19 protein-coding genes are annotated in these 22793 nt (G+C 73.0%); 15 read left to right on the forward strand and 4 right to left on the reverse strand.

The features are described 5' to 3' along the window. Positions 1-977 precede the first annotated feature (977 nt). A complete protein-coding gene (locus tag H030_RS0119025; protein WP_027007273.1) occupies positions 978-2087 on the reverse strand; it encodes an isocitrate/isopropylmalate family dehydrogenase in 1110 nt (369 codons plus the stop codon). Between the two features lie 60 nt (positions 2088-2147). On the opposite strand from H030_RS0119025, the gene H030_RS0119030 reads away from it, so the two are divergent. Continuing rightward, on the forward strand, positions 2148-2489 hold the full coding sequence (locus H030_RS0119030) for a hypothetical protein (RefSeq protein WP_027007274.1): 342 nt from the start codon (positions 2148-2150) through the stop codon (positions 2487-2489). Between the two features lie 105 nt (positions 2490-2594). Next, positions 2595-4466 carry a sialidase family protein gene (locus H030_RS0119035; RefSeq protein WP_155892151.1) on the forward strand — a complete coding sequence of 624 codons (1872 nt, stop codon included), beginning with the start codon at positions 2595-2597 and terminating at the stop codon, positions 4464-4466. Here H030_RS0119035 and H030_RS33505 read toward each other — a convergent pair. Then, positions 4439-5620, reverse strand: a complete 1182-nt coding sequence (locus tag H030_RS33505) for an MFS transporter (RefSeq protein ID WP_331270982.1) — start codon at positions 5618-5620, stop codon at positions 4439-4441. The genes H030_RS0119035 and H030_RS33505 overlap by 28 nt on opposite strands. A 94-nt stretch (positions 5621-5714) precedes the next feature. Continuing rightward, the gene (locus tag H030_RS33510; RefSeq protein ID WP_081690939.1) at positions 5715-6389 is read right to left on the reverse strand and encodes an HD domain-containing protein; all 675 of its coding nucleotides are present in this window, start codon (positions 6387-6389) and stop codon (positions 5715-5717) included. A gap of 64 nt (positions 6390-6453) precedes the next feature. Between H030_RS33510 and murA the strand changes: the two genes are divergently transcribed. The 10 genes from murA to H030_RS33530 all read left to right on the forward strand — a co-directional run bounded on the left by murA (position 6454) and on the right by H030_RS33530 (position 18595). Next, positions 6454-7755: a UDP-N-acetylglucosamine 1-carboxyvinyltransferase gene (gene murA / locus H030_RS0119050; protein ID WP_027007276.1), complete on the forward strand. Its 1302-nt coding sequence runs from the start codon at positions 6454-6456 to the stop codon at positions 7753-7755. A 39-nt stretch (positions 7756-7794) separates the two neighbouring features. Next, complete coding sequence (locus H030_RS33515) at positions 7795-8742, forward strand: ATP phosphoribosyltransferase regulatory subunit (RefSeq protein WP_051223123.1); 948 nt, start codon at positions 7795-7797, stop codon at positions 8740-8742. Further along, positions 8739-9431 carry an ATP phosphoribosyltransferase gene (hisG, locus tag H030_RS0119060; RefSeq protein ID WP_027007277.1) on the forward strand — a complete coding sequence of 231 codons (693 nt, stop codon included), beginning with the start codon at positions 8739-8741 and terminating at the stop codon, positions 9429-9431. The genes H030_RS33515 and hisG overlap by 4 nt, the downstream gene beginning before the upstream one ends. Then, positions 9431-10666, forward strand: a complete 1236-nt coding sequence (gene hisD, locus H030_RS33520) for a histidinol dehydrogenase (RefSeq protein ID WP_035127980.1) — start codon at positions 9431-9433, stop codon at positions 10664-10666. The genes hisG and hisD overlap by 1 nt, the downstream gene beginning before the upstream one ends. Beyond that, positions 10663-11256 (forward strand): imidazoleglycerol-phosphate dehydratase HisB, encoded by a 594-nt coding sequence (gene hisB / locus H030_RS0119070; protein ID WP_027007278.1) that lies wholly within the window; start codon positions 10663-10665, stop codon positions 11254-11256. The genes hisD and hisB overlap by 4 nt, the downstream gene beginning before the upstream one ends. After that, positions 11256-11894 carry an imidazole glycerol phosphate synthase subunit HisH gene (hisH, locus tag H030_RS0119075; protein ID WP_027007279.1) on the forward strand — a complete coding sequence of 213 codons (639 nt, stop codon included), beginning with the start codon at positions 11256-11258 and terminating at the stop codon, positions 11892-11894. The genes hisB and hisH overlap by 1 nt, the downstream gene beginning before the upstream one ends. Beyond that, positions 11891-12664: a 1-(5-phosphoribosyl)-5-[(5-phosphoribosylamino)methylideneamino]imidazole-4-carboxamide isomerase gene (gene hisA, locus H030_RS33525; protein WP_051223125.1), complete on the forward strand. Its 774-nt coding sequence runs from the start codon at positions 11891-11893 to the stop codon at positions 12662-12664. Before hisH ends, hisA begins: the two co-directional genes overlap by 4 nt. An 82-nt stretch (positions 12665-12746) precedes the next feature. Then, positions 12747-14150 carry a hypothetical protein gene (locus tag H030_RS0119085; RefSeq protein ID WP_051223127.1) on the forward strand — a complete coding sequence of 468 codons (1404 nt, stop codon included), beginning with the start codon at positions 12747-12749 and terminating at the stop codon, positions 14148-14150. A gap of 94 nt (positions 14151-14244) precedes the next feature. Further along, positions 14245-15012, forward strand: coding sequence for an imidazole glycerol phosphate synthase subunit HisF (gene hisF, locus H030_RS0119090; protein ID WP_027007281.1), 768 nt, complete (start codon positions 14245-14247; stop codon positions 15010-15012). Positions 15013-15133: 121 nt separating this feature from the next. Further along, positions 15134-18595: a PKD domain-containing protein gene (locus H030_RS33530; RefSeq protein WP_081690940.1), complete on the forward strand. Its 3462-nt coding sequence runs from the start codon at positions 15134-15136 to the stop codon at positions 18593-18595. A gap of 3 nt (positions 18596-18598) precedes the next feature. On the opposite strand, the gene H030_RS37500 is transcribed toward H030_RS33530, so the two are convergent. Beyond that, complete coding sequence (locus tag H030_RS37500; protein ID WP_051223129.1) at positions 18599-20185, reverse strand: PQQ-binding-like beta-propeller repeat protein; 1587 nt, start codon at positions 20183-20185, stop codon at positions 18599-18601. 48 nt (positions 20186-20233) lie between these two features. On the opposite strand from H030_RS37500, the gene H030_RS39785 reads away from it, so the two are divergent. Genes H030_RS39785 through H030_RS0119115 form a run of 3 tightly spaced genes read left to right on the forward strand, consistent with a single transcriptional unit; the run spans position 20234 to position 22771 of the window. After that, positions 20234-21388, forward strand: coding sequence for a CCA tRNA nucleotidyltransferase (locus H030_RS39785; protein WP_196809190.1), 1155 nt, complete (start codon positions 20234-20236; stop codon positions 21386-21388). Between the two features lie 28 nt (positions 21389-21416). Further along, complete coding sequence (pgeF, locus tag H030_RS0119110; protein WP_027007283.1) at positions 21417-22106, forward strand: peptidoglycan editing factor PgeF; 690 nt, start codon at positions 21417-21419, stop codon at positions 22104-22106. After that, a complete protein-coding gene (locus H030_RS0119115) occupies positions 22094-22771 on the forward strand; it encodes a YggS family pyridoxal phosphate-dependent enzyme (RefSeq protein ID WP_027007284.1) in 678 nt (225 codons plus the stop codon). Before pgeF ends, H030_RS0119115 begins: the two co-directional genes overlap by 13 nt. Positions 22772-22793 lie beyond the last annotated feature (22 nt).

The following is a 22793-nucleotide window of genomic DNA, read 5'->3' on the forward strand; positions in this document are numbered from 1 at the left end:
GGCGGCGTGGGCACCGCTGCCGGGAGGATCTCGAAGCCCTGCTGCTTGTTGAGGTTCGCGCGGTCTGTCGTCTCGTCAGAATCGCGCGGCGGGAACGGCGGAGATGGCGGTGGAGGGCCTGAGGTTCTCGCCTCGGGGGTGTACGTCGGCGGAGGCCGGTTGATGGCGGACGTCGGGCCGGCGGTGGTGAGAACTGGGTGGAGATGCGCCGCGGGCCGCCTAATGGCGGCCCGCTCGCTGTTTGCCCAACATCGACATGAAGCTCCCTGCGCCCACGGCCTCCCAGCTGGGGCGCTAGTGCTGAGGAAATGTCACCGCACGCTTGGAGTCCTGGAGGACCGACGCTGCAGGCGATGTGCCACTGGCGTCGTGCAGGAGTGCGCCCGGGAAGGCACCCCGCCGGGACGACCCGCGCGCTGAGGTGCGCGGAGCGGACGGCGGTGAGGATGGGCCTCCGCGAGGTCGTCGGCGTGGTCGCGCGGCGGCAGCTCATCAGCGAGCGTGGCGAAGGCGACGACCAGGTCGACGGCACGCCGGATGGTCTCGCGCATGGAGCGCTTGGCCGTCCGGGGATCTGCGGTGGGGGAGAACATGTGTTCGCAAAGCTAATGGGGCGATCGGACGGAAGAGGAGCGAACGCCCGTTCGCGTCGAGAAATCGCCCGAATTTGGCTCTAGCAAGCCGAAATTCCGACCGAGTCCTGCACGAGATCTTGCAATGCCGGAGGCGAAGTTCCCGCACCGAGGGCGAAGTTCGTGTCGCCGGAAGCGAGCTCGCCGACCTGGTTGCCGACAACGAGGTCGCGCGAGTTGCGCCGTGACCGTGCCGCCGGCGCCTAGATCGCGGCTGTGGGTGGAGTGCTGCGGCGGAGGAGACGCGGCGGTGGGGAGTGACGCCGCCGGTGGGCGGCGTCGGCGGCCCGGTCGGGCCGCCGGATCCGGGTGCGTGCGGCGCGGCGTGGGTGCCGGCCGCCCGCGTTACATCGTCGAGCCGAGGGAGGACCAGACGTCCATCTTGGTGCGGACGCGGCCGATGACGTCGTCGGTGAACTCGGTGGTGCCGGCCGATCCGCCGAGGTCGTGGGTGCGGACGCCGCGGGCGGTGCTCTCGAGCACGGACTCGTAGATGGCGCGGGAGGCGAGGTCAGTGCCGGACACGCCGCGGTCGGAGGCGTAGGCCAGCACCGCTCCGCAGGCCAAGATCATGGCCATCGGGTTGGCAATGTCCTTGCCTTGCAGCGCGGGCGCGGTGCCGTGGGGCGCCTCGGCCATCGCGACGGTCGTCTTGAAGTCGTCGTCGAAGGCCAGCAACACGCTCTCGGCCCCGGCGATCGAGCCGAACATCGGCATGACCAGATCCGAGAGGCAGTCGCCGTCGCGGTTCAGCGCCGGGATCACCAGGGGCGAATCCGCCGCGCCGCTGATCAGGCCCGCGTAGGTCGCGTCGATCAGGACCGGCTGGTACCAGACGTCCGGATGGCGCTCGGCCGCGAGGTCCATCTCCTCCTTCAGCATCCCCTCGTACACCGGGGACACCGTCCACTTCGGCCCGCCGTAGACCTTCCCGCCGATCTTGGCAGCGGTCCGGAACGCGTACTCGGCCACCGCCCGGCACGTCCCGCGCGAGATCCTCTCGGTGCGGTAGGCGATCTCGTCCGGACCGCCGTCGACGCCCTCGCGCCACTGCTTGGCGCCGTAGGCGTCGTCGACCGCCATCCGGACCACCGAGATCGGCAGGTACACACCGGCGACCGGGTTGATCCCCGGGATCCGCCGGCCCGTCCGGATGATCACCTTGCCGTCGACGCCCTCGCGCACGAGACGGTTCGGCGACCCGACGTCGTCCTTGCCCTCGGGCGTGATCGTCGCCGCCTTGATGCCGAGCCCGGACGCGCGCATCGCCGCCGCGCTCTCCTCGACGACCTTGTTGTCCGTCTTGCGCCGGTTCTCCAGCGACAGGTCGTAGCGGTCGAGCGTCACGGACAGCCCGATGACCTCGGGGTCCAGGACCCGGAGCGCCTGCTCGAGCAGCTCCTGCCCGGTCTCGTCGCCCTCGAGGATGGTGATCGTCAGCGGTTCGGAAGACACGGTCCCTGAAGGTAGCCGCTCGCGCCGACCGCTGTCCGGCGGGTACCCTCATCAGGACCCATGCCCGACGAGCTCTGCACCTGGTGTGGCACGCCGGTCGGCGACGACGAAGGCTTCCGCGTCGCCGAGCCCGAGGAGCAGCGCAAGGCCGTCTTCTGCCGCCTGGAGCACGTCGTCCCGTGGGCGATCCGCGGCGCCGAGTGGGAGCCCGGCCGGATCGTGGGCGCGGGGGAGCCCGACGACGCGCTTGGCCGCTGCGCGCTCTGCGGCGACCAGCTCGGGATCGAGCGGATCCTCGTCGTCCGCCACCGCGGCCAGCACCGGATCGGCGACGCCTTCTGCCGGCTGGAGCACTTCGCCGAGTGGGCGAAGGGCGGCGGGCGCTACAAGGCCGCCTCCTGAGCTGAGGAGGTCTTCAGGCCACCTGGGCAGCTGCCTGACCGACCTGCCGGATTGGCAGGACCCGCCTCTTCTTGCTCAACGCTCCTGAACGTTAGGTTCGTCCGCGTGCAAGCACGCCGTAGGACCTCCACGCTGTTCTGCGCTCTTCTCGTCGCGATCCTCGCGACGCTCCCGGTGGCCTCGGCGGCCCACGCCGCCGACGTCCGCGTCAACCACGGCGCCGACGGCTTTCCGTTCGGCGCCAGCCCCGCCAACGAGCCGGCGGTGGCGATCGACCCGATCCATCCCAGCGTGATCGCGGCGGGCTCCAACGACAACGTCGACCAGCCCGCCTGCAACTCCGGCGACGACCACGACTGCAACTACAGCCAGAAGACGGGCACGTCGGGCATCTACTTCTCGTCCAACGCTGGCCTGTCCTGGGCGCAACCGACCTACAGCGGCATCACCGGCCGCGCCTGCAGGGGCGTCGTCGGCGACAGCGACCCCGAGTGCGTGGAGAGCGTCGGCCCGATCGGCACGCTGCCCAACTACAGCGAGATCGGCATGCGCGACGACGGCGACCCCGGCGTCGCATGGGGTCCGCGACCCGACGCGCACGGGCACTTCTCCTGGGCCAACGGCTCGCGGTTGTACTACGTGAACCTGTCGGGCAAGCAGGCAGGCTGGACGGGTCCGGACCCGTTCCCGGGCTACGAGGCGGTCGCGGTGTCCCGCATGGACAACCTCGCCGCCGCCCAGGCGGGCTCGGACAGCGCGTGGAGCGCGCCGGTGATCACGAGCGCCCAGACCCCGGACACGTTCAGCGACAAGCCGCAGATCTGGGCCGACAACGCGTCGTCCAGCGCGCACTTCGGCAACGTGTACGTCTGCTCCGACCCCTACATCTACGACCCGGTGAACGGGACCTTCGACGTCCCGCCGATCCAGATCGCGACGTCGCATGACGGCGGCGTGTCGTGGAGCCAGTCGATCGCGATCGACAAGCACTACGAGGAGACGACGCAGCCGGGCTACTCGCGCGTCGACTGCACGGTCCGGACGGACTCGCACGGCAAGGTGTACGTGTTCGCCTACCAGCAGCCGCCACAGGCGCCGGGCGCGCCGGTGACCGGCCAGGAGGTCATGGTGACCTCCAGCGACGGCGGCGCGACCTGGACCGCGCCGGTCAAGCTGTTCGACGCCAACGACCAGTGCGCGGGCTTCGAGGTCTCGGTCTTCCGTTGCACGATCGACGGGGTCGGCGGCGAGCGCAACGATGCCGGCGCCGGTCCGTCGGTGGACATCGCCAACGGCGCGCCGTTCGGCGCCGGCGCGACCAACCAGATCGTCATGTCCTACGCGGACGGCGGATCGGGGCTGGGCGCCGAGACCGTCAAGTTCACGACCTCGCGTGACGGCGGCGCGACGTGGGGCCCGCGCCGCAGCATCCAGAGCCCGGGCGACCGCGGGTACTACTCGGCGGCCGCGATCTCGCCGGACGCCAGGGACGCGTACGTCGTCTACAACGCGTTCACCGCACCGTTCACGACGTCCGCCGAGGGGCCGGAGAACGCGCACCCGTCGGTCGGCGTGATGTTGCACGCCAACATCGGGCCGCTCGGCGTCGTCGGCCCGTTCTCGGTGGCCAACCGCGGCGCCTCAGGCGACGCGCGGGGGAGCAGCGCCAACAACCTCGCCTCCGAGTTCGTTGGCGACTACGTGTACGCCGACGCGACCCGGACCTACGGGATCGGGCTGTGGAACGACGTTCGCAACGCGGCCGACTGCCCGGCGGTCGACGAGTACCGCCAGGAACTGCACGAGGAGGCGGTGTCGATCGGTGGCCCGACCTCCGAGTCGCCGGAGCCGCCGACCGAGCTGCCGAACGACAGCGGTGATGACGACGAGGACGAGGGTTCGCCGGCACCGCAGCAGGACTGCCCGGCCAACTTCGGCAACGCCGACATCTACGCCTCGACGGTGTTCGCGCCGTAGCGGCTGTCTCGGTCGCTTGCGAGCGTCCGCCAGCGCAGTGCCGCGAGTGCGGCACTGCCGGCGGCGCCGCAGGCGCTGACCAGGAACGCCGTGCGCCAGCCGGGGCCCTCGACGAGGGCTCCGGCGACCGTGTTGCCGATCGCCAGGCCGACGACCAGCGCGGTCACCGGCCAGGTGTAGGCCTCGGTCTCGGCGCCCGCGGGCGCGACCTCGCCGGCGATCTGGTTCCCGGCCGTCAGCGTCGGCGCGATGCAGCAGCCGGCGAGGATCGCCAGCGGGATCATCACCGGGATCGTCGGTGCGAGCGCCAGCGGCAGGTAGCCGAGCGGCAGCAGCATCGCCAGCCGCGCGTAGCGTCGCCCGGGCGCGCCGCGCCAGGACCGCGCGCCGTAGGCGAGCCCGCCGATCGCGCTGCCGAACGACCACGTCGCGACCAGGACGCCCGCCAGCGGCCTGTGCCCTTGGGCCTCGGCGAACGCCGGCAGCGTCACCTCCATCGCGCCGAAGCAGAAGCCCATCGGCAGCGTGACGAGCACGAGCGTCCGGATCCCCGGCGAGCGCAGCGCGCCCATCGGCCCGTGGTGCTCGGCGGCGTCGCTGATGCGCCACGCCCGGACCGGCGGCTGCGCCAGGAACCCGGCGAGCCCCGCGCACAGCAGGATCGGCGACAGCACCAGCGCGACCGCCGGATCCCACACCGCCGCCAGCAGCGCGGTCAGCAGCGGGCCGGTCACGAAGATCAGCTCGATCAGGACGCCCTCGAGAGCGAGCGCGGTCCCGAGCAGCCCGGGGTCCTCGTGCTCGAGGATCCGCGGCCACAGCGAGCGCGAGATCGAGCCGAGCGGTGGGATGAACGCGCCCGCGAGCGCGGCCAACACCACCAACAACCCGACCGGCGCGCCCTCGATCCCGCAGACGACGAGCGCCAGCATCGAGATCGCGTGCAGGACCGTGAACGGCACGACCACCGGGACCAGGCCGCGGCGGTCGATCATGCGCCCGATCAGCGGTGCCGAGATCCCGACCGCGAAGCCGAACGCCGCCGCGACCGCGCCCGCCTCCGCGTAGGAGCCGGAGTGCTGGCGCATGAACAGGACCAGCGCGATGCCGTTGATCCCGACCGGCAGCCGCGCCGGCAGCTCGGCGGCCAGCAGCGCACGGGCATGCGGCGCACGTAGGACGCGCGCGTAGCGCTCACGAGCGCCGCCCGGGACAGGGGGCGGACCAGACGAGAGCGTGGCGCCGCGGTTAGGCGGCGGCCTCCGGGGTCGTCGGCGCGGAGCCCTCGTCCGGCGCGAGGCCGGGTGCGTTGTCGCCCGTCGCGGCCGCGGCGTCGTCGGCTCCGCGGCCGTGCAGCTCGAGCTCGTCGGCGCGCGCCTCCAGGGCGGCGATGACGAAGCGGATGTGCTCGTCGAAGTCGACGCCCAGCTCCTCGGCGCCCGAGCGCACCTCGTCGCGGTTGACCGCGGCGGCGAACGCGACCGTCCTCAGCTTCTTCTTGACCGACTTGGGCGTCATCCCGTGGATGCCCTCGGGCCGGACGTAGGCGCAGGCCATGATGAACCCCGACAGCTCGTCGACCGCCCACAGCGTCTTGGCCATCTGCGTCTCCCGCGCGACGCCCAGGAACGGCGCGTGGCCGGCGATCGCGGCGACGATCTCCGGATCCGCGTCCTGCTCGCGCAAGTACTTCAAGATGGTCCGCGGATGCCCGTCGACCTCGTCGTCGAGGTCCGGGAAGCGCTCGTAGTCGGCGTCGTGCAGCAGCCCCGCGACGGCCCAGCGCTCCTCGTCCTCGCCGTTCTCCCGGGCGTAGGCGACCATCGCCGCCTCGACCGCCAGGCAGTGCTTGCGCAAGGAGGGTGATTGCACCCACTCCGAGAGGAGGTCCCAGGCCTCGGCCCGCGAAAGCTGCGACGACATGGCTGTTACCCTAGCCCAGCGCCCTGACCCCACTACGGGAAGCCGCACAGGGCGCTTCGACCGCATGGAGAAGTTCGTCATCGACGGGGGCGCTCCGCTGTCCGGCACGGTCATCCCTGCCGGCAACAAGAACGCCGCCCTGCCCTGTCTCGCCGCGTCCGCGCTGACCTCGGACGAGGTCGTCGTGCGCAACATCCCGCGCATCCGCGACGTCCAGGCGATGCTCGACCTCTTGGAGGATCTCGGCGCCACCGTGGAGTGGCGCGGGGAGCACGAGGTCGCGATCTGCGCCGCCGGCATCACCGCCGAGTCGCGCGTCGATCCCCGGATCTCGGCGCGCATCCGCGCGTCGTTCCTGCTCGCCGGCCCGCTGCTCGCGCGCTTCGGCCGCGCGGAGATGCCGCCGCCCGGCGGCGACGTCATCGGCCGCCGCCGCCTCGACCCGCACCTCGACGCGTTCAAGGCGCTCGGGGCCCGGATCGAGCAGCACGACCACACCATCTTGAAGCTCGCGGGCACGCTGCGCGCGGGCGAGATCTTCATGGACGAGCCGTCCGTGATGGGCACCGAGAACGCCCTGATGGCCGCCGCGCTCACGCCCGGCGAGACCCAGATCTTCAACGCGGCCAGCGAGCCGCACGTCGTCGACCTCGCGCGCATGCTCGTGAAGATGGGCGCCGACATCCGCGGCATCGGCTCCAACGTCATGCACGTGACCGGGACCGACGTCCTCGGCGGCACGACGCACGACATCGGCCCCGACCACATCGAGATCGGCTCGTTCATGGCCATGGCCGGCATGACCGGCGGCGAGATGCGGATCAAGGACACCGAGCCCGACGACCTGCGCATGATCCGCCTGGTCTTCCGCCGCATCGGCCTGGAGTCCCAGCTCGACGGCGCCGACGTGATCATCCCCGGCGGCCAGAAGCTGGTCGTCGAGCGCGACATGGGCGAGCACACGTCCAAGGTCCAGGACGGTCCGTGGCCCGCGTTCCCGGCCGACCTGACGTCGATCGCGGTCGCGCTCGCCACCCAGTCCGAGGGCGAGGTCCTCGTCCACGAGTGGATGTTCGAGTCGCGCCTGTTCTTCTGCGACAAGCTGATCTCGATGGGCGCCAACGTGTTCATCGCCGATCCTCACCGTGCTCTGATCCATGGTCCGCGGCGCTTGCGCGCCGCGCGGGTCGAGTCGCCCGACATCCGGGCGGGGATGGCCGTGCTGCTGGCCGCGCTGTGCGCCGAGGGGCGCACCGAGATCGGCAACATCGGCCAGATCGACCGCGGCTACGAGCGGATCGACGAGCGGTTGCGGGAGCTCGGGGCGAGCATCGAGCGGGTGGCGGAGCAGCCGGCGCTGGCGTGACCGTCTCGCAGCAGACCTTCGCGTAGTCTGCGGGACCCGATGAACCACCCCATTCCCAACGGGACGCGAGACGTCCTTCCCGACGAGATGCGGGAGCTGCGCGCCATCACCGAGGCGATGCGCGGGGTGTTCGAGCATCGGGGCTATGGCGAGGTCTGGACGCCCTCGATCGAGTTCGAGGACGTCCTGCGCCGCGGCGAGACGGGCGTCGATCCGGGCTACCGCGTGATGGACGACCACGGCCAGGTCATGGCGCTGCGGCCGGACATGACGGTGCCGATCGCGCGCGTCGTCGCCACGCGCTACGCGACCGCGGAGCCGCCGCTGCGCTTCTCCTACTTCGCGCACGCCTACCGCGGCGTGCGGCCGCATCGCGGGCAGATGCGCGAGTTCCTGCAGGCGGGGATCGAGCTGGTCGGCTCGCCCGGGCCGTTCGGGACCGTCGAGGCGCTCACGGTCCTGTGCGAGGCGCTGGACGCGGTCGGCCTCGTCGGCTACCGGATCGCGCTCGGCAGCGCGTCGCTGTACCCGGCGTTGTTGAAGTCCTTCGACGTCCCGGACGAGGTCGGCGAGCGGCTGCTCGCGGCGCTCGGCCGCCGCGACTTCGTGCGCCTGGAGCGCGAGGCGATCGCCGCCGGCGTCGACGACGCGCTGGTGCGCGTCCCGCAGCTGCGCGGCGGGCCCGAGGTGCTCGACGAGATCACCGGCGGCGAGGCCGACGGCCTGCGCGCGATCCTCGCCGACCTGCCCGAGGCGGTCCACGCCCGGATCGTCCTCGACCTCGGCCTCGCGCGCGGGCTCGGGTACTACACGGGCGCGGTGTTCGACGTCCTGGACCCGGCGCTCGGCGAGCCGCTCGGCGGCGGCGGGCGCTACGACACGTTGTTGTCGCGCTTCGGTCGCGACCTGCCGGCGGTCGGCTTCGCGCTCAACGTCGACAGCCTGCACCTGGCGCTGGCGGGCGAAGAGGAGGCGGTGGCGTCGTGAGCGAGTCCATCAACAACTCGCCCGCCCTGACGATCGCGGTCCCGCGCGGCGCGATGATCGGCGAGACGCTCGACCTGCTCGACGCCGTCGGCGTGCCGACGGCCGAGGTCCGGAGCAACTCGCGCAAGCTGCTGTTCGAGGACGTCGGGATCGTCACGATGCGCCCGTCGGACGTGCCGACCTACGTCGAGGCGGGCGCCGCCGACGTCGGGATCACCGGCAAGGACGTCCTGACCGAGCAGGACGAGCGGCAAGTTGTAGAACTTCTGGATCTCGGGTTCGGGCCGTGCACGATGGTCGTCGCGACCATCGCCGGCGACATCGACCCGGCGGCCGAGGCGCTGCGGCGCCTGGGCGTCATGCGCGTCGCGACCAAGTACGCGCGGATCGCCGCGCGCTACTTCGAGCAGACCGGCCGCCAGGCCGAGATCGTCGAGGTCAAGGGCTCGATCGAGCTGGCGCCGCTGACCGGGCTGAGCGAGGCGATCGTCGACCTCACCGCCACGGGCAACACCCTGCGCGAGAACGGCCTCGTCATCCGGGAGGAGATCCTGCACTCGACCGCGCGCCTGATCGCCAACCCGGTGGCGCACAAGCTGAAGTCGGCGGCCATCGACGAGCTGACGCGGCGCATGCGCGCGGTCGTCGGCGACGCGCCGTCGGCGGCGCCGATCGCGGGGGGTGCGTGATGCAGGTCGAGCGCTTCGAGTCCACCGATCCGGTCAACGCGGCGGCCGAGCTGCGCGCGCTGGCGCCCGCGGGCGTGTCGGTGTCGGGGACGGTGAGCGAGATCGTCGCCTCCGTGCGCACGCGCGGGGAGCAGGCGTTGCTCGAATACGCCGAGCGCTTTGACGGCGTGACCGGTCCGCTGCGCGTCACGCAGGAGGAGTGCGACGCCGCGCTGGCCGCGCTGGACCCCGCGGTCCGGGCCGGGCTGGAGGTCGCGATCGCCAACGTGCGCGCGGTCGCCGAGGCCGGGCTGGCGACCGACCGCGAGGTCGCGCTGCCCCAGGGCCAGCACGTGACGATCCGCGACGTCCCGGTGCGGCGCGCCGCGATCTACACGCCGGGCGGGCGCAACCCGTACCCGTCGACCGTCGTGATGGGCGTCGTGACCGCGAAGGCGGCGGGCGTCGACGAGGTCGTCGTCTGCGCGCCGGGCGCGCACCCGGTGATCCTGGCAGCGTGCGCGCTGTGCGGCGCCGACGAGGTCTGGGGGATGGGCGGCGCGCACGCGGTCGCCGCGTTCGCCTACGGGACCGAGAGCGTCGCGCGCGTGGACGTGATCGCGGGGCCGGGGTCGCTCTACGTGCAGGAGGCCAAGCGCCAGGTCAGCGGGGACGTCGGGATCGACGGCTTCGCGGGCCCTTCGGATGTCCTGATCGTGGCGACCGAGGACGCCGACGTCGACCTCGTCGTGGCCGACCTGCTCGCGCAGGCCGAGCACGGCACCGGGACGATCGTCGCGCTGGTGACCGACTCGGCGGCGCTGGCGCACGAGGTCGCCGCACGGCTGGACGAGGCGCCGGACTCCGACGCGGCCGCGGCCGTGGTGGTCGTCGATGATGTCGCCAGCGCGCTGGCCGTCAGCGAGGCGTTCGCGCCCGAGCACCTGGAGCTCGTCGGCGCCGGCGCCGAGGCGCTGGCGGGCGCCGTGCGCTCCGCCGGGTGCGTGTTCGTGGGGCGCGAGTCCGGGACCGCGTTCGGCGACTACGTGGCCGGCTCCAACCACACGCTGCCGACCGGCGGCGCCGCGCGGTTCACCTCCGGGCTGTCGACGCGGCAGTTCCGGCGGCGCATGAGCGTGGTGCGGATCGGCGCCGCTGCGGACGCCCTCGCGAAGGCCGGCGTGCCGATCGCTGAGGCCGAAGGCTTCACCCGGCACGCGGACTCGATGCGGGTTCGGGAGAATCAAGGGCGATGACGCGCACCGCCGAGATCAGCCGCAAGACCAAGGAGACCGACGTCCGCCTGACGCTCGGCCTCGACGGCCACGGCGCCGGGACCCGCGAGACGGGCGTCGGCTTCCTGGATCACATGCTCGACCTGCTCGCCCGGCACGGTCGCCTCGACCTGTTCGTCAACGTCGAGGGCGACCTGCAGACCGGCGCGCACCACACGGTCGAGGACACCGGGATCGTGCTCGGCCAGGCGCTGGACCAGGCGCTCGGCGACCGCGCCGGGATCTACCGCTACGGCCACGCGGTCGTGCCGATGGACGAGGCGCGCGCGAGCGTGTCGCTGGACCTGTCGGGCCGGCCGTTCCTCGCCTTCGAGGCCGACCTGCCGCCGGGCGGCACCGGCAACTTCGACCACGAGCTGACCGAGGAGTTCTTCCGGGCGGTGTCGTCGGCGGCGAGGATGACGCTGCACGTGACGGTCGAGACCGGGACCAACGCCCATCACATGATCGAGGCGGCGTTCAAGGCCTTTGCCCGCGCGCTGCGCGCGGCCGTCGCGATCGACCCGACCGAGACCGGCGTGCCCTCGACCAAGGGAACGCTGACGTCCTGATGGTGACGCTCGGCCTCGTCGACTACGGCATGGGCAACCGCCGCTCCATGCAGAAGTCGCTGGAGCGCGCGGGCGCGACGGTGGTCATGACCGGCGACCACGACGCGCTGCGCGCGACCGACGGCCTGGTCGTCCCGGGCGTCGGCGCGTTCGCGCGGGCGATGGACGTCCTGAACCAGACCGGGCTGGCCGACTTCGTGCGCGAACGCGCGGGCGCGGGTGTCCCGGTGCTCGGCGCGTGCCTGGGCATGCAGCTGCTCTTCGAGCACAGCCCGGAGTTCGGCGGCGCCGACGGGCTCGGCCTGCTGCCCGGCGAGATCGTGCCGCTGGACGCGCGCGGCCTGAAGCTTCCGCACATCGGGTGGAACAGCGTGCGCTGGGCGCGGCCCAGCGCGCTGAGCGACGGGCTCCCGGACCCGGCGCCGTTCTACCACGTGCACTCCTTCGTTCCCGGCATCGCGCTCGACAGCGAGATCGCCCTCGGCATCAGCGACTACGGCAGCGAGTTCGCGTCCGTCGTCGGCCGCGGGAACGTGTACGGCACCCAGTTCCATCCCGAGAAGTCCTCGCGCGACGGGATCGCCCTGCTGGCGAACTTCGTGCGGGTGTGCACGTCTGTGGAGGCGACAGCAGCTTGATCCTGTACCCGGCGATCGACATCAGCGAGGGCAAGGCGGTTCGCCTCGTGAAGGGTGACTTCAACCAGGTCACCGTCTATGAGGACTCGCCGCTGGAGGCGGCGCGCGCGTGGGTCGACGCGGGTGCGAGGTTCCTCCATGTCGTCGACCTCGACGGCGCGAGGACCGGCTCGCCGAAGTCGCTCGAGCACCTGGAGCAGATCACCGCCGAGTTGCACGTGCCCGTCCAGTACGGCGGCGGCCTGCGGACGCTGCCGGCGGTCCGCGACGCGCTGCGCGCCGGCGCGGAGCGCGTGATCCTCGGGACCGCGGCGTTCAACGACATCGACTTCCTCGACGACGTGCTCGGCGCGTTCCGCGAGCGGACGATCGTGTCGGTCGACACGCGCGGCGGCAACGTCTCGACGTCGGGCTGGCAGGAGACGACGCAGATGCCGGCCGAGGCCGTCATCGAGCGCCTGCAGAACCGCGGCGTGCGGTCGTTCGTCTACACCGACGTCGACCGCGACGGCATGCTCGGCGGCATCAACTTCGAGGCGGTCAAGAGGATCGCCAAGGTCGTGCGCGGGCGCTTCATCTACTCCGGCGGCATCGGCTCGCTGGAGGACCTCCGCGGCCTGCGCGACCTGCGTCAGGTCAACCTCGGCGGCGTGATCGCCGGCAAGGCGCTCTACGAAGGCCGCTTCACGATCGCCGAAGGCCAGCAGGCGCTGCAGCCCGAGCCGGTCGAGGGCAAGAAGCCCTTCCGCGCCGTGCCCGCGGCGGAGTAAGCGCGCGCAGGAAGCCGCCGTCCCCTGCCGGGGCGGCGAGGCGCGGCGGAAGGGTGCGGCTGTGCGCGCGTAGACTCGCGCCATGCAGGAGCGGGGTGGGTTGGATGGGGCGGATGCGCGGAAGGAGCTCGAGGAGTTCGAGGCGATCCTGCTCGCGCGGTTGGCGGCGGTCGGGTTGCCGAGCGATGTGCTCGCCGATGTCGCGCAGCGGGGGCTGGTGCTGGCGAGCGTCCCGGCGTCGGTCGCCGAGCTCGACGAGGCGGCGCTCGCGCGTGGCGCGTACGTCTCCAAGCTCATCGCGGCCGCCGCGGTCGGGCTCTTCGACGCGGCGCTGAACTACCTCTGGGACGCGACCGTCGGCGAGCTGCGGCGGCGGGTCGCGGCGTACGACCTGGCGTACTTCTTCGAGGTCGCGGTCTCGTCGCCCGAGCGGCGCAAGCACCTCAGCAGGGTCGAAGACCTGACGCGGATCGACGACATCGACCTGCTCCGCGCCGCGCGCCAGCTCGGCCTGATCACCCACGACGCGCACCTGCGCCTCGACCACGTCCGGGTGATGCGCAACCAGGCGTCGGCCGCGCACCCGTCGGTGACCACGGTCACCGGCAGCGACCTCGCGCAGTGGCTGGCCCTCGCGGTCCGCGACGTCGTCGCCGCGCCGGTCGACCCGGTCACCGCACGCGTCGGGACGCTGCTGGCCGACATGCGCGACCATCCGCTCAGCATCGCTGAGCGTGATGCCGCCGCGGCGTTCTTCCACGCCCTCCCGCAAGACCGGGTCGACGCGCTCGCGGCCGGGCTCCTGGGCGTCTACGTCGATCAGGAGGCGTCGCAGCGCTCGCGCGACAACGTCCTCACGCTCTGGCCCGCGCTGTGGCCGTGCGTCTCCGAGCCCCGCCGCCACGAGCTCGGGACCAAGTACACGCGGTTGTCCGCCGAGCACCCGGAGCGCGCGGTCGCCGCCCGCGTGATCCTGGACTGCGTGGACTCCGCGGCCTACCTGCCGACCTCGATGCGCGCCGCCGAGATCGACACCGCGCTCGACGCGCTGCTGGCCGCCGCGCGCGCCGGGACCGACGCGTCCGCCGCCGGTCGCGCGCTGCGCCACCTCGTCAGCGGCGGCGACGACGTCCCGCAGCAGGTGATCGACCGCTACACCGCCGCGCTGGTCGAGTTGTACGTCAACGGCGACGACGGCCTCGCCGCCGAGCTGCTCGCCGCGCTGACGCCCGAGCAGGCCGGCAGGGCGCTGCGCGCGGTCGCCTCGCCGCCCGTCGCCGCCGCGCTCAACCAGCCGCCGGCGCAGGAGCGCTGGTCGCGCCTCCTCCACGACCTCGAGCCCCGCCTCGGCAGCCACCGCAACCAGGCGCTCCTGCAGGCGATCCGGACGCACCCCGGCTCTCCCGCGACGCTCGCCGCCGACCCGCACATCGCCCGCCTGCTCGCGCCCCGCCATCGCGCGAAGCACGGCGCCGCCGCCCTCTGAGCCGCGCCGCGCGGGGTCGCGCGGTGGGCGGTGCCGCTGCGCGTCGCGGAGGCGCGCGCCGGATGGCGGTGGGCGGCGAGATAGGCTGCTGGCAATGCATCTCAAGCGCGTCATCCCGTGTCTCGATGTGGACAAGGGGCGGGTGGTCAAGGGCACCAACTTCGTTGGGATCCGAGATGCGGGGGATCCGGTGGAGCTGGCGGAGCGGTATGACGCCGAGGGTGCGGATGAGCTGGTGTTCCTCGACATCACCGCGACGCATGAGAACCGCGGGACGATCGTGGACCTGGCGCGGCGGACCGCCGACAACGTGTTCATCCCGTTCACGATCGGCGGCGGGATCCGCTCGGTGGCCGACGCGCAGGCGGTCCTGGACGCGGGCGCCGACAAGGTGTCGATCAACTCGGCGGCGCTCGCCCGGCCGGAGCTGCTCGACGAGCTCGCCGAGCACTTCGGCTCGCAGTGCGTCGTGCTGGCGATCGACGCCAAGCGCCGCGCCGACGCGACGCAGGCCGACGGCTGGGAGGTCTTCGTCGCGGGCGGCCGCACGCCGACGGGCCGCGACGCGATCGAGTGGGCGATCGAGGGCGTCCGCCGCGGCGCGGGCGAGATCCTGCTGACCTCGATGGACCGCGACGGCACCAAGGACGGCTACGACCTCGAGTTGACGTCGGCGATCGCGCAGGCGGTCGACGTCCCCGTGATCGCCTCCGGCGGCGCGGGCGGCCTCGACGACATCACCGCCGCGCTGCAGTCGGGCGCCGACGCGGCGATCGTCGCGTCGCTGTTCCACTTCGGCGAGCACACCGTCGCCGAGGCCAAGGAACGCCTGATCGCCGCCGGCGTGCCCGTCCGGCCGTAGGGACCGCTCGGGAAGTGGACGCCGCGGCCTCACCGCCCCGGCCGTCCAGGCGGACACGGTTGTTTCCGAACTAGACGTTCGGGGTTGCGCATCGTCCGCCCGCGGACGTAGGCTCGTCCCCATGTTGGGGGTACTTGTGCGGAAGTGCGCCGTCACGGGCGCGGCGTTGATGGCGATCGCGAGCGTGGGCGCATCCGCCGCGCAGGCGGACGTGGTGCAGCGCGGAGCGGCCACGAGGGCGGCTGCGGTCGGCTCGTCGTTCCAGCTCGACAACGTCGCGATCACGGCCGGCTCCGGCCGGCTGCTCGCGGTCGGCGTCGCGACGACCGAGGGCCAGCAGGTCTCTGGCGTCTCCTACGGCGGGCAGGCGCTGACGCTGCGCGCCGCGCTGGACTCCGGCGCGAGGACCACCTCGGGCGCGCACGCCGAGGTGTGGACGCTGAGCAACCCGGCGGTTGGGACCGCGGCGGTCACGGTGACGTTCGCGCACAACGTCTCAGCGGTCATCGGCGCCGTGGCCTACGACGGCGTCGACGCGCTGAACCCGGTCAGCGGTCCGGCGCAGGAGAGCGTCGGCGACGCGTCGTCGAACTCGGCGAGCCTGGTCCTCAACAACACGCAGGCCGACGCGGACTTCAGCGTCCTGGCGCTTGGCAACCTCAGCAACCTCACCCAGACGCCGTTCCTCGGCCCGTCGACCGACACGGTCACCGCCTCCAGCCTGTGGAGCGCGACCGGCGGCGGCACGATCTTCGGCGCCGGCGCCACGCGCAGCGGCAACACGGGCCAGAACAGGGCGCCCAACGCCGGCGTCAACTACCACTGGAACTTCGCCGACAGCGCGCAGCACCTCCCGTACGCCTTCCTGATGGCCGGCCTCAACAAGGCCGCCGCGGCGATCGCGCCGACCGCCACGACCCAGGCCGCCAACGGCGTGACGACCGGCGGCGCGACGCTGAACGGGACCGTCACCTCCGACGGCGGCGGCACGCTGAGCAAGCGCGGCTTCGTCGTCTGCGCCGCGCCGTGCACCCCGGCGCTCGGCAGCGGGGGCACGACCGAGGTCGACGCGTCCGGCACGACGACCGGCGCGTTCAGCGTGGCGGCCACCGGGCTGGCCCCGAACAAGAGCTACGACTACCGCGCGTTCGCCACCAACGTCTCCGGCACCGGCTACGGCACCGACGTCACGTTCAGGACGCTCTCCGCCAACCACGCGCCGGTCGCCAGCGCGGGCGGCCCGTACACGATCGGCGAGGGCACGGCGCCCGCGCTCGACGCCTCCGGCTCGACCGACGCCGACAACGACGCGCTGACCTACAGGTGGGACCTCGACGGCGACGGCCAGTACGACGACGCGACCGGCGCCAGGCCGGCGCTGACCGCCGCGCAGGCGGCCACCTTCGGCATGGGCGACGGCCCCGCGACGCACGCGGTCGCCGTCCAGGTCTCCGACCCCAGCGCCGCGACGTCGACCGCGAGCGTGAACGTCACGGTGACCAACGTCGCGCCGACCCCGTCGGTCTCCGGCGTCCCGACGCCCGGGACCGAGGGCAGGTCGTGGACGCTGCACGTCAGCGGGACCGACCCGTCGGCCGCCGACGCGGCCGGCCTGCACTACGGGGTCGACACCGACGACGACGGCACCTACGACTTCGGCGGCGACACCTATGCCGAGGGGACGACGGCCACCGACTTCACGATCACCCCGACCGACTCCGGGACCCAGACCTTCGACGTCGCCGTCACCGACAAGGACGGCGGCAACACGTTCATCTCGGTCGACTACGACGTCGACAACGTCGCGCCGACCGCCACGCTGAGCACCGGCGGCCCGGTCGACGAGGGCAGCAGCGGCACGGCGAGCTTCAGCGACCAGGCGGACCCGTCGAGCGCCGACACCGCCGCGGGCTTCCGCTACGCCTACGACCTCGACAACGACGGCAGGTGGGACATCGGCGACGGCACCTACGCCGGCTCGACGACGAGCTCCAGCGCCGCCGTCCCGACGACCGACGACGGCACGGTGACCGTCCGCGCGGCGATCATCGACCAGGACGGCGCGAGCAACACCTACACCAAGACGTTGACGGTGAACAACGTCGCGCCGGACGGCACGGTCGCCAACGACGGCCCGGTCGACGAGGGCACCGACGCGCACGTGACGGTGACCAGGGTCACCGACCCGTCGAGCGCCGACAGCGCCGCCGGGATCCGCTACGCCTACGACGTCGGCGACGACGGCACCTGGGAGTCCGGCGGCGACGGCAGGACCTACGCCACCGCGACGACGGCCACCAGCCTCACGGTCCCGACGACCGACGACGGCACCACGCCGGTCCGGGTCGCGATCATCGACAAGGACGGCGGCGTCACCACGCACGTCACCAACGTCGTCGCGACCGGCGTCGCGCCGACCGCGACCTTCGGCAACGACGGCCCGGTCGACGAGGGCAGCACCGCCACCGTGTCGCTGACCGCGCCCGCCGACCCGTCGAGCGCCGACACCACCGCCGGGTTCCACTACGCCTTCGACACCAACGACGACGGCACCTGGGACGTCGGCGACGGCACCTACGGCGGCTCGGGCAGCGAGGCGGCGCTGAGGATCCCGGAGACCGACTCCGGCAGGTTCTTCGTCCGCGCCGCGATCATCGACAAGGACGGCCTCACCACGACCTACCGCGGAGCGGTGACGGTCAACAACGTCGCGCCGGTCGCCACGGTTGCCGCGCCCGACAGCACGCCGCTGAACACCGACCTGTCGTTCACGGTCGGCGCGAGCGACGTCAGCCCCGACGACCAGGCCCGGTCCTTCACCTACCACGTCGACTGGGGCGACGGGACCGCGCCGCTGAGGCAGAACGGCCACGTCCCGATGATCGCGCTGCACCGCTACACGACGCCCGGGACCTACACGGTGACCGTCACCGCCGCCGACAAGGACGGCGCGGTCTCCGCGCCGGTGACGGTGAGCGTGACGATCCCGGCCCCGCCGCCGCCGGCCACCACGACGACGACGGACACGACGACCACCACCACGACGACGACCACCACGCCGCCCGCGCCGGTCACGGGCGCCGGTGCCGTGACGCCGCTGCTGGCGAAGGTCCAGAGCCTCACGGTCAGCCCGCGCTGCGTGGCCGCCGCCGCGGCGACGTCGCGAGCGGTGAGGATCCGCTACCGGCTGAGCACCGCCGCGACGGTCCGGGTCACGCTGCAGCGCAGCACCGGCTCGCACGCGGTCGCCAGGTGCCCGCCGCTGCGCGGCAGCCAGCAGGACGACGGCAGGTACAAGCCCGGCGAGTACGCGCCGGTCAGCGTCAGGCAGACCACCGGCACGGCCGGCGCGGGCGGCACGTCGCTGACGATCGCCAAGGCCGCCAAGGGCGGCGCCGTCGCCTCGGTCGCGACCGTCCGGCCCCAGGCGCTGATCGCCAAGGGCGGCAGGCTTGCGCCCGGGACCTACCTGCTGACCGTCACGACGCTCAGCGCCGACGGCAGGGTCCAGGACACCGCGCGCGTCAAGTTCTGGGTGTTGAAGGCGAAGACCAAGGCCACCAAGAAGAAGGCCAAGGCCTAGGCCTCAGTCCTTCCTGGCGCGGCAGACCGTCCGGCCGTCGGACGCGCGCCTGAAGCAGACCGGCGGCTTGGGCACGCGGCACGTGCTCCTGCCGCCGGACTCGAAGCAGACCTTCGCGCCCGCGCGGCGGAGTGCTAGGCGGCGGGCGACGGCGCGCCGCCGCGCCGCGATGCGGGCGTTGAGGTAGCGCACGTGACGGCGCTTGGCGACCGCCGCGAGGTGGGCGTCGCGGTGCTTCCTGCCGGCGTCGGTCAGCGTCCCGGCGGCCGTCCGGCCCTGCTCGGCCAAGGCGTACAACGTGGTGAAGCCCAGTAGGTACAGCCGCTGGCCGTCGGAGACGACGGGGTTGAACGCGCCGCGCCCGATCGACCACACCAACTTGCCGGTCGCCGCGCCGACGGCGCCGGTCGAGTGCTTGCTCAGGTTGGAGTAGAACACCAGGTCGCCGATGACGACCGGCGCGCCGCTGATCTTGCCGCCCGACCTGTGCGTCCACTTGACGTTGCCGGTCCGGGCGTCGAAGGCGTACAGCTTGCCGTCGTAGGACCCGGCGTAGACGGTCCCGCCGCGGACCGGCGAGATCGCGGGGGAGGAGTAGACGTAGCCGCCGGTCTTGTGGCGCCACGCCAGCGCCCCGTTCCTGGTGGAGAACGAGTAGACGAAGCCGTCGGTGTTGCCGATGTAGACGCGGCCGTAGGCGATCGCGGGCGTCGCGTAGAAGTTGCCCGACTTCAGGCCGAACGCGCCGCCGGACGTCCCGGTCTTCCACAGCCGCTTGCCGTCGGCGCGGCGGATCGCGGTGACCGAGCCGTCGTAGTCGCCGAAGATCAGCCGGCCGTCGCCGTCGAGGGCGATCCCGCCCTTGACCGCGCCGCCGGACTTGTAGGTCCAGACGATGTTGCCGTTGGCGGCATCGAGCGAGTAGACGGTCCCGTCCTCGCTGCCGAAGTACACGCGGCCGGAGTCCAGCAGCGGCGAGGACTCGGCGCGCGACGGCAGCTTGCGCGACCAGCGCGTCCGGCCGCTCCCCGCGGCGACCGCCGCGACGCGGCCGGCCTTGATGCCCTTGCCGCGCGCCAGCAGGACGACGTAGACCGTCGAGTCCTTGACCGAGCACGCGGGCGACGACGCGGCGAGGTAGCCGAGCTTCGCCTTCCAGCGGACCCTGCCGGTCCTGCGCGACAGCGCGTAGAGCGCGCCGTTGTTCTTGAGCAGGAACACCGACTTCCCGCAGATCACGGGCGGGAACTCCAGCAGGATCGAGCCCGTCAGCTTCCAGCGCACGTTGAACGGCGGGCGCAGGTCGCGCGTCAGCGGCAGGTAGCGCGCGCGGTTGGCCGTGTAGCCGTACATGGGCCATTCGAACCCGTCGGCGAACGGGTCCTTGGCGTTGGACGTGGTGGTCTTCGGCTCGGCTGCGGTCGGCGCGGGCGCCACGGGCGGCGCGGTGTCGAACTCGACGTTCTTGTTCGACACGTCGCCCTGGCCGCCCGTCAGCACCTTGACCGCGACGGCCGCGAGCACCAACGCCACGACGGCCGGCACGATCCAGACCAGCCGACGGCGGCGGCCGCCGGAGGGACGGGGCATGGGTCGACAGGGTATGAGGTCGAGCGGCGTGGGAGGATCGCGAGCGTGTTGAGGTCCGATGAAGCCTTCGTGGCGCTGCGCGCCGCGCCGCATGGCGCGTGGGCGCTCGACGTCCTCGCACAGCACCCGGGCGCGTGGGTCGTCGGCGGCGCGGTCCGCGACGCGCTGCTGGGCCGGCTCGGCGTCGCGGGCGCGGAGATCGACGTGGTCGTCGAGGGCGATCCGGAGCCGGTCGCGCGGGCGCTCGGGGAGGTCGTCGCGTGGCACGAGCGCTTCAACACCTATGACGTGCTCACGCCGGACGGCGGCCACGTCGACGTCGTGATGGCGCGCGCCGAGCGCTACGGCGCGCCGGGCGCGCTGCCGGACGTCCGGCCGTCCGGGCTGGAGGACGACCTGCTGCGCCGCGACTTCACCGTCAACGCGGTGGCGTTCAGCGGCGCGGGCGAGCTGGCCACCGCGCCCGCGGCGCTGGAGGACCTGGAGGCCGGGCGGCTGCGGATCATGCACGCGGTGTCGTTCCGCGACGACCCGACGCGCCTGTGGCGCCTGGTCCGCTACGCGATCCGGCTGGGGTTCAGGCCCGAGCCCGCGACCGACCGGCTGGCGTTCGAGGCGGTCCAGCGCGGCGCCTTGGAGACCGTCAGCGGCGACCGGCTCGGCGCCGAGCTGCGGCTGGCGCTGCGTGAGCCGGACGCGCTCAGCGCCCTGCACGCCGCGCAGAACCTCGGGCTCGTGGCCGGGCTGACGCTCGATCCGCACCTGGTCGGCGACGCGCTGGCGCTGCTGCCGGCCGGCGAGGGCCGCGCGGACCTGACGCTGCTGGGCGCCGTGATCCCGGACACCGCGTGGGTCGACGGCTGGGGCTTCACGGCCGCGGAGGCGCGCGTGCTGACGCGCTGCGCCTGCGCGCAGCCGCTGGCGCCGGGCGCGAGGCCGTCGGAGGCCGTCGCCGCGCTGCGCGGCGAGCCGGTCGAGGCCGTCGCGGTGGCGGGCGCGCGCGGCGACGCGACGCAGGCGCTGCAGTTCCTGGGCGAGTGGCGCGGGGTCAGGCTGCGGATCGACGGCAACGACCTGATGGCCGCGGGCGTGCCGCAGGGGCCGGACCTGGGGCGGCGGCTCGAGGCGGTCCTGGCGCGGCGCCTGGACGGCGAGCTGCCCGACGACCGCGACGCCCAGCTCGCCGCCGCGCTGGAGGCGTGACGCCGTGCGAGTGCTAGAACAACGGGCGATGGCGATCGAGTTGCAGCTGCCCGGTGCGGTCGTGCGCTTCACGGGGCGCGCGGGCGGCGTCTCGCAAGCGCCGTACGACGCGCTGAACCTGGGGCGCTGGACCGACGACGACCCGGACGCGGTCGCCGAGAACCGGCGGCGCGCGAGCGACGGGCGCCCGCTGGCGTTCGCAAGGCAGGTGCACGGGACGCGGGTGATCACGGTCGACGGCGCGACGGATCCGGACGGGGCGGTGGCCGAGGCCGACGGCGTCGCGACCGCGAGCCGCGAGTTGGTGGCCTTGGTCCTGACCGCCGACTGCCTGCCGGTCGCGCTGGCGACGCCCGGCGCCATCGCCATGGTCCACGCGGGCTGGAAGGGCCTCGCGGACGGCGTCCTGGAGGCCGGGGTGGAGGCGCTGCGCGCGCTCGACGCCGACGGCGCGATCCACGCCGCGATCGGCCCGGCCGCGGGCGTCTGCTGCTACGAGGTCGGCGACGAGGTCGCCGCGCGCTTCCCGGACGAGCCGCGCCGCGACGATCGCCGCATCGACCTGAAGGCCATCGCGGCGCGCCGCCTGCGCGCCGCGGGCGTCGAGCAGGTCCATGATGTCGGTCGCTGCACGATGTGCGAGCCCGACGTCTTCTTCTCCCACCGCGCCTCGGGCCCGGTGACCGGCCGGCAGGGAGGCCTGCTGTGGCGCGTCTGATCGAGGGGCTCACGGTCGAGAGCGTCCGGGCCAACGCCGAGCGCGTCCGCGCGGAGATCGCCGACGCCGCCGCCCGCGCCGGGCGCAGCGCCGGCGACGTCGAGCTGCTTGCCGCGGTCAAGTACGTCGCGCTCGGCGAGCTGCCGGTCCTGCACGCCGCGGGCCTCACGCTCGCGGGCGAGAACCGCGCGCAGGAGCTCGTCGCCAAGCACGAGGCGCCCGGCGGCGCCGAGCTGACCTGGGACTTCATCGGCCACCTGCAGTCGCGCAAGGTCAAGCAGGTGCTCCCGCTGGCGCGCATGATCCACTCGGTCGGCTCGGACTCCGTCGTCGAGCAGCTGGAGCGCCACGCGCCGGCCGGGACGCAGGTCCTGGTCGAGGTCAACATCGCCGCCGAGCCCGAGAAGTCGGGGATCGAGCCGCAGGCGCTGCCGGACTTCCTGGCCCGGATCGAAGCGCTGCAGAACGTCGAGGCCGTCGGCCTGATGACGATGCCGCCGTGGACCGAGCGGGCCGAGGACTCGCGCCGCCACTTCGCCGCCCTGGCCCAGCTCACGGCCGACCACGGGCTGCGCCACCTGTCGATGGGGACCACCCAGGACTTCGCGGTCGCCGTCGAGGAGGGCGCGACCATCGTTCGGGTCGGCACGAGACTGTACGTCTGAATGCAGGAGATTCGCCAGATTT

This window comes from Conexibacter woesei Iso977N, assembly GCF_000424625.1.
GTDB lineage: Bacteria > Actinomycetota > Thermoleophilia > Solirubrobacterales > Solirubrobacteraceae > Baekduia > Baekduia woesei_A.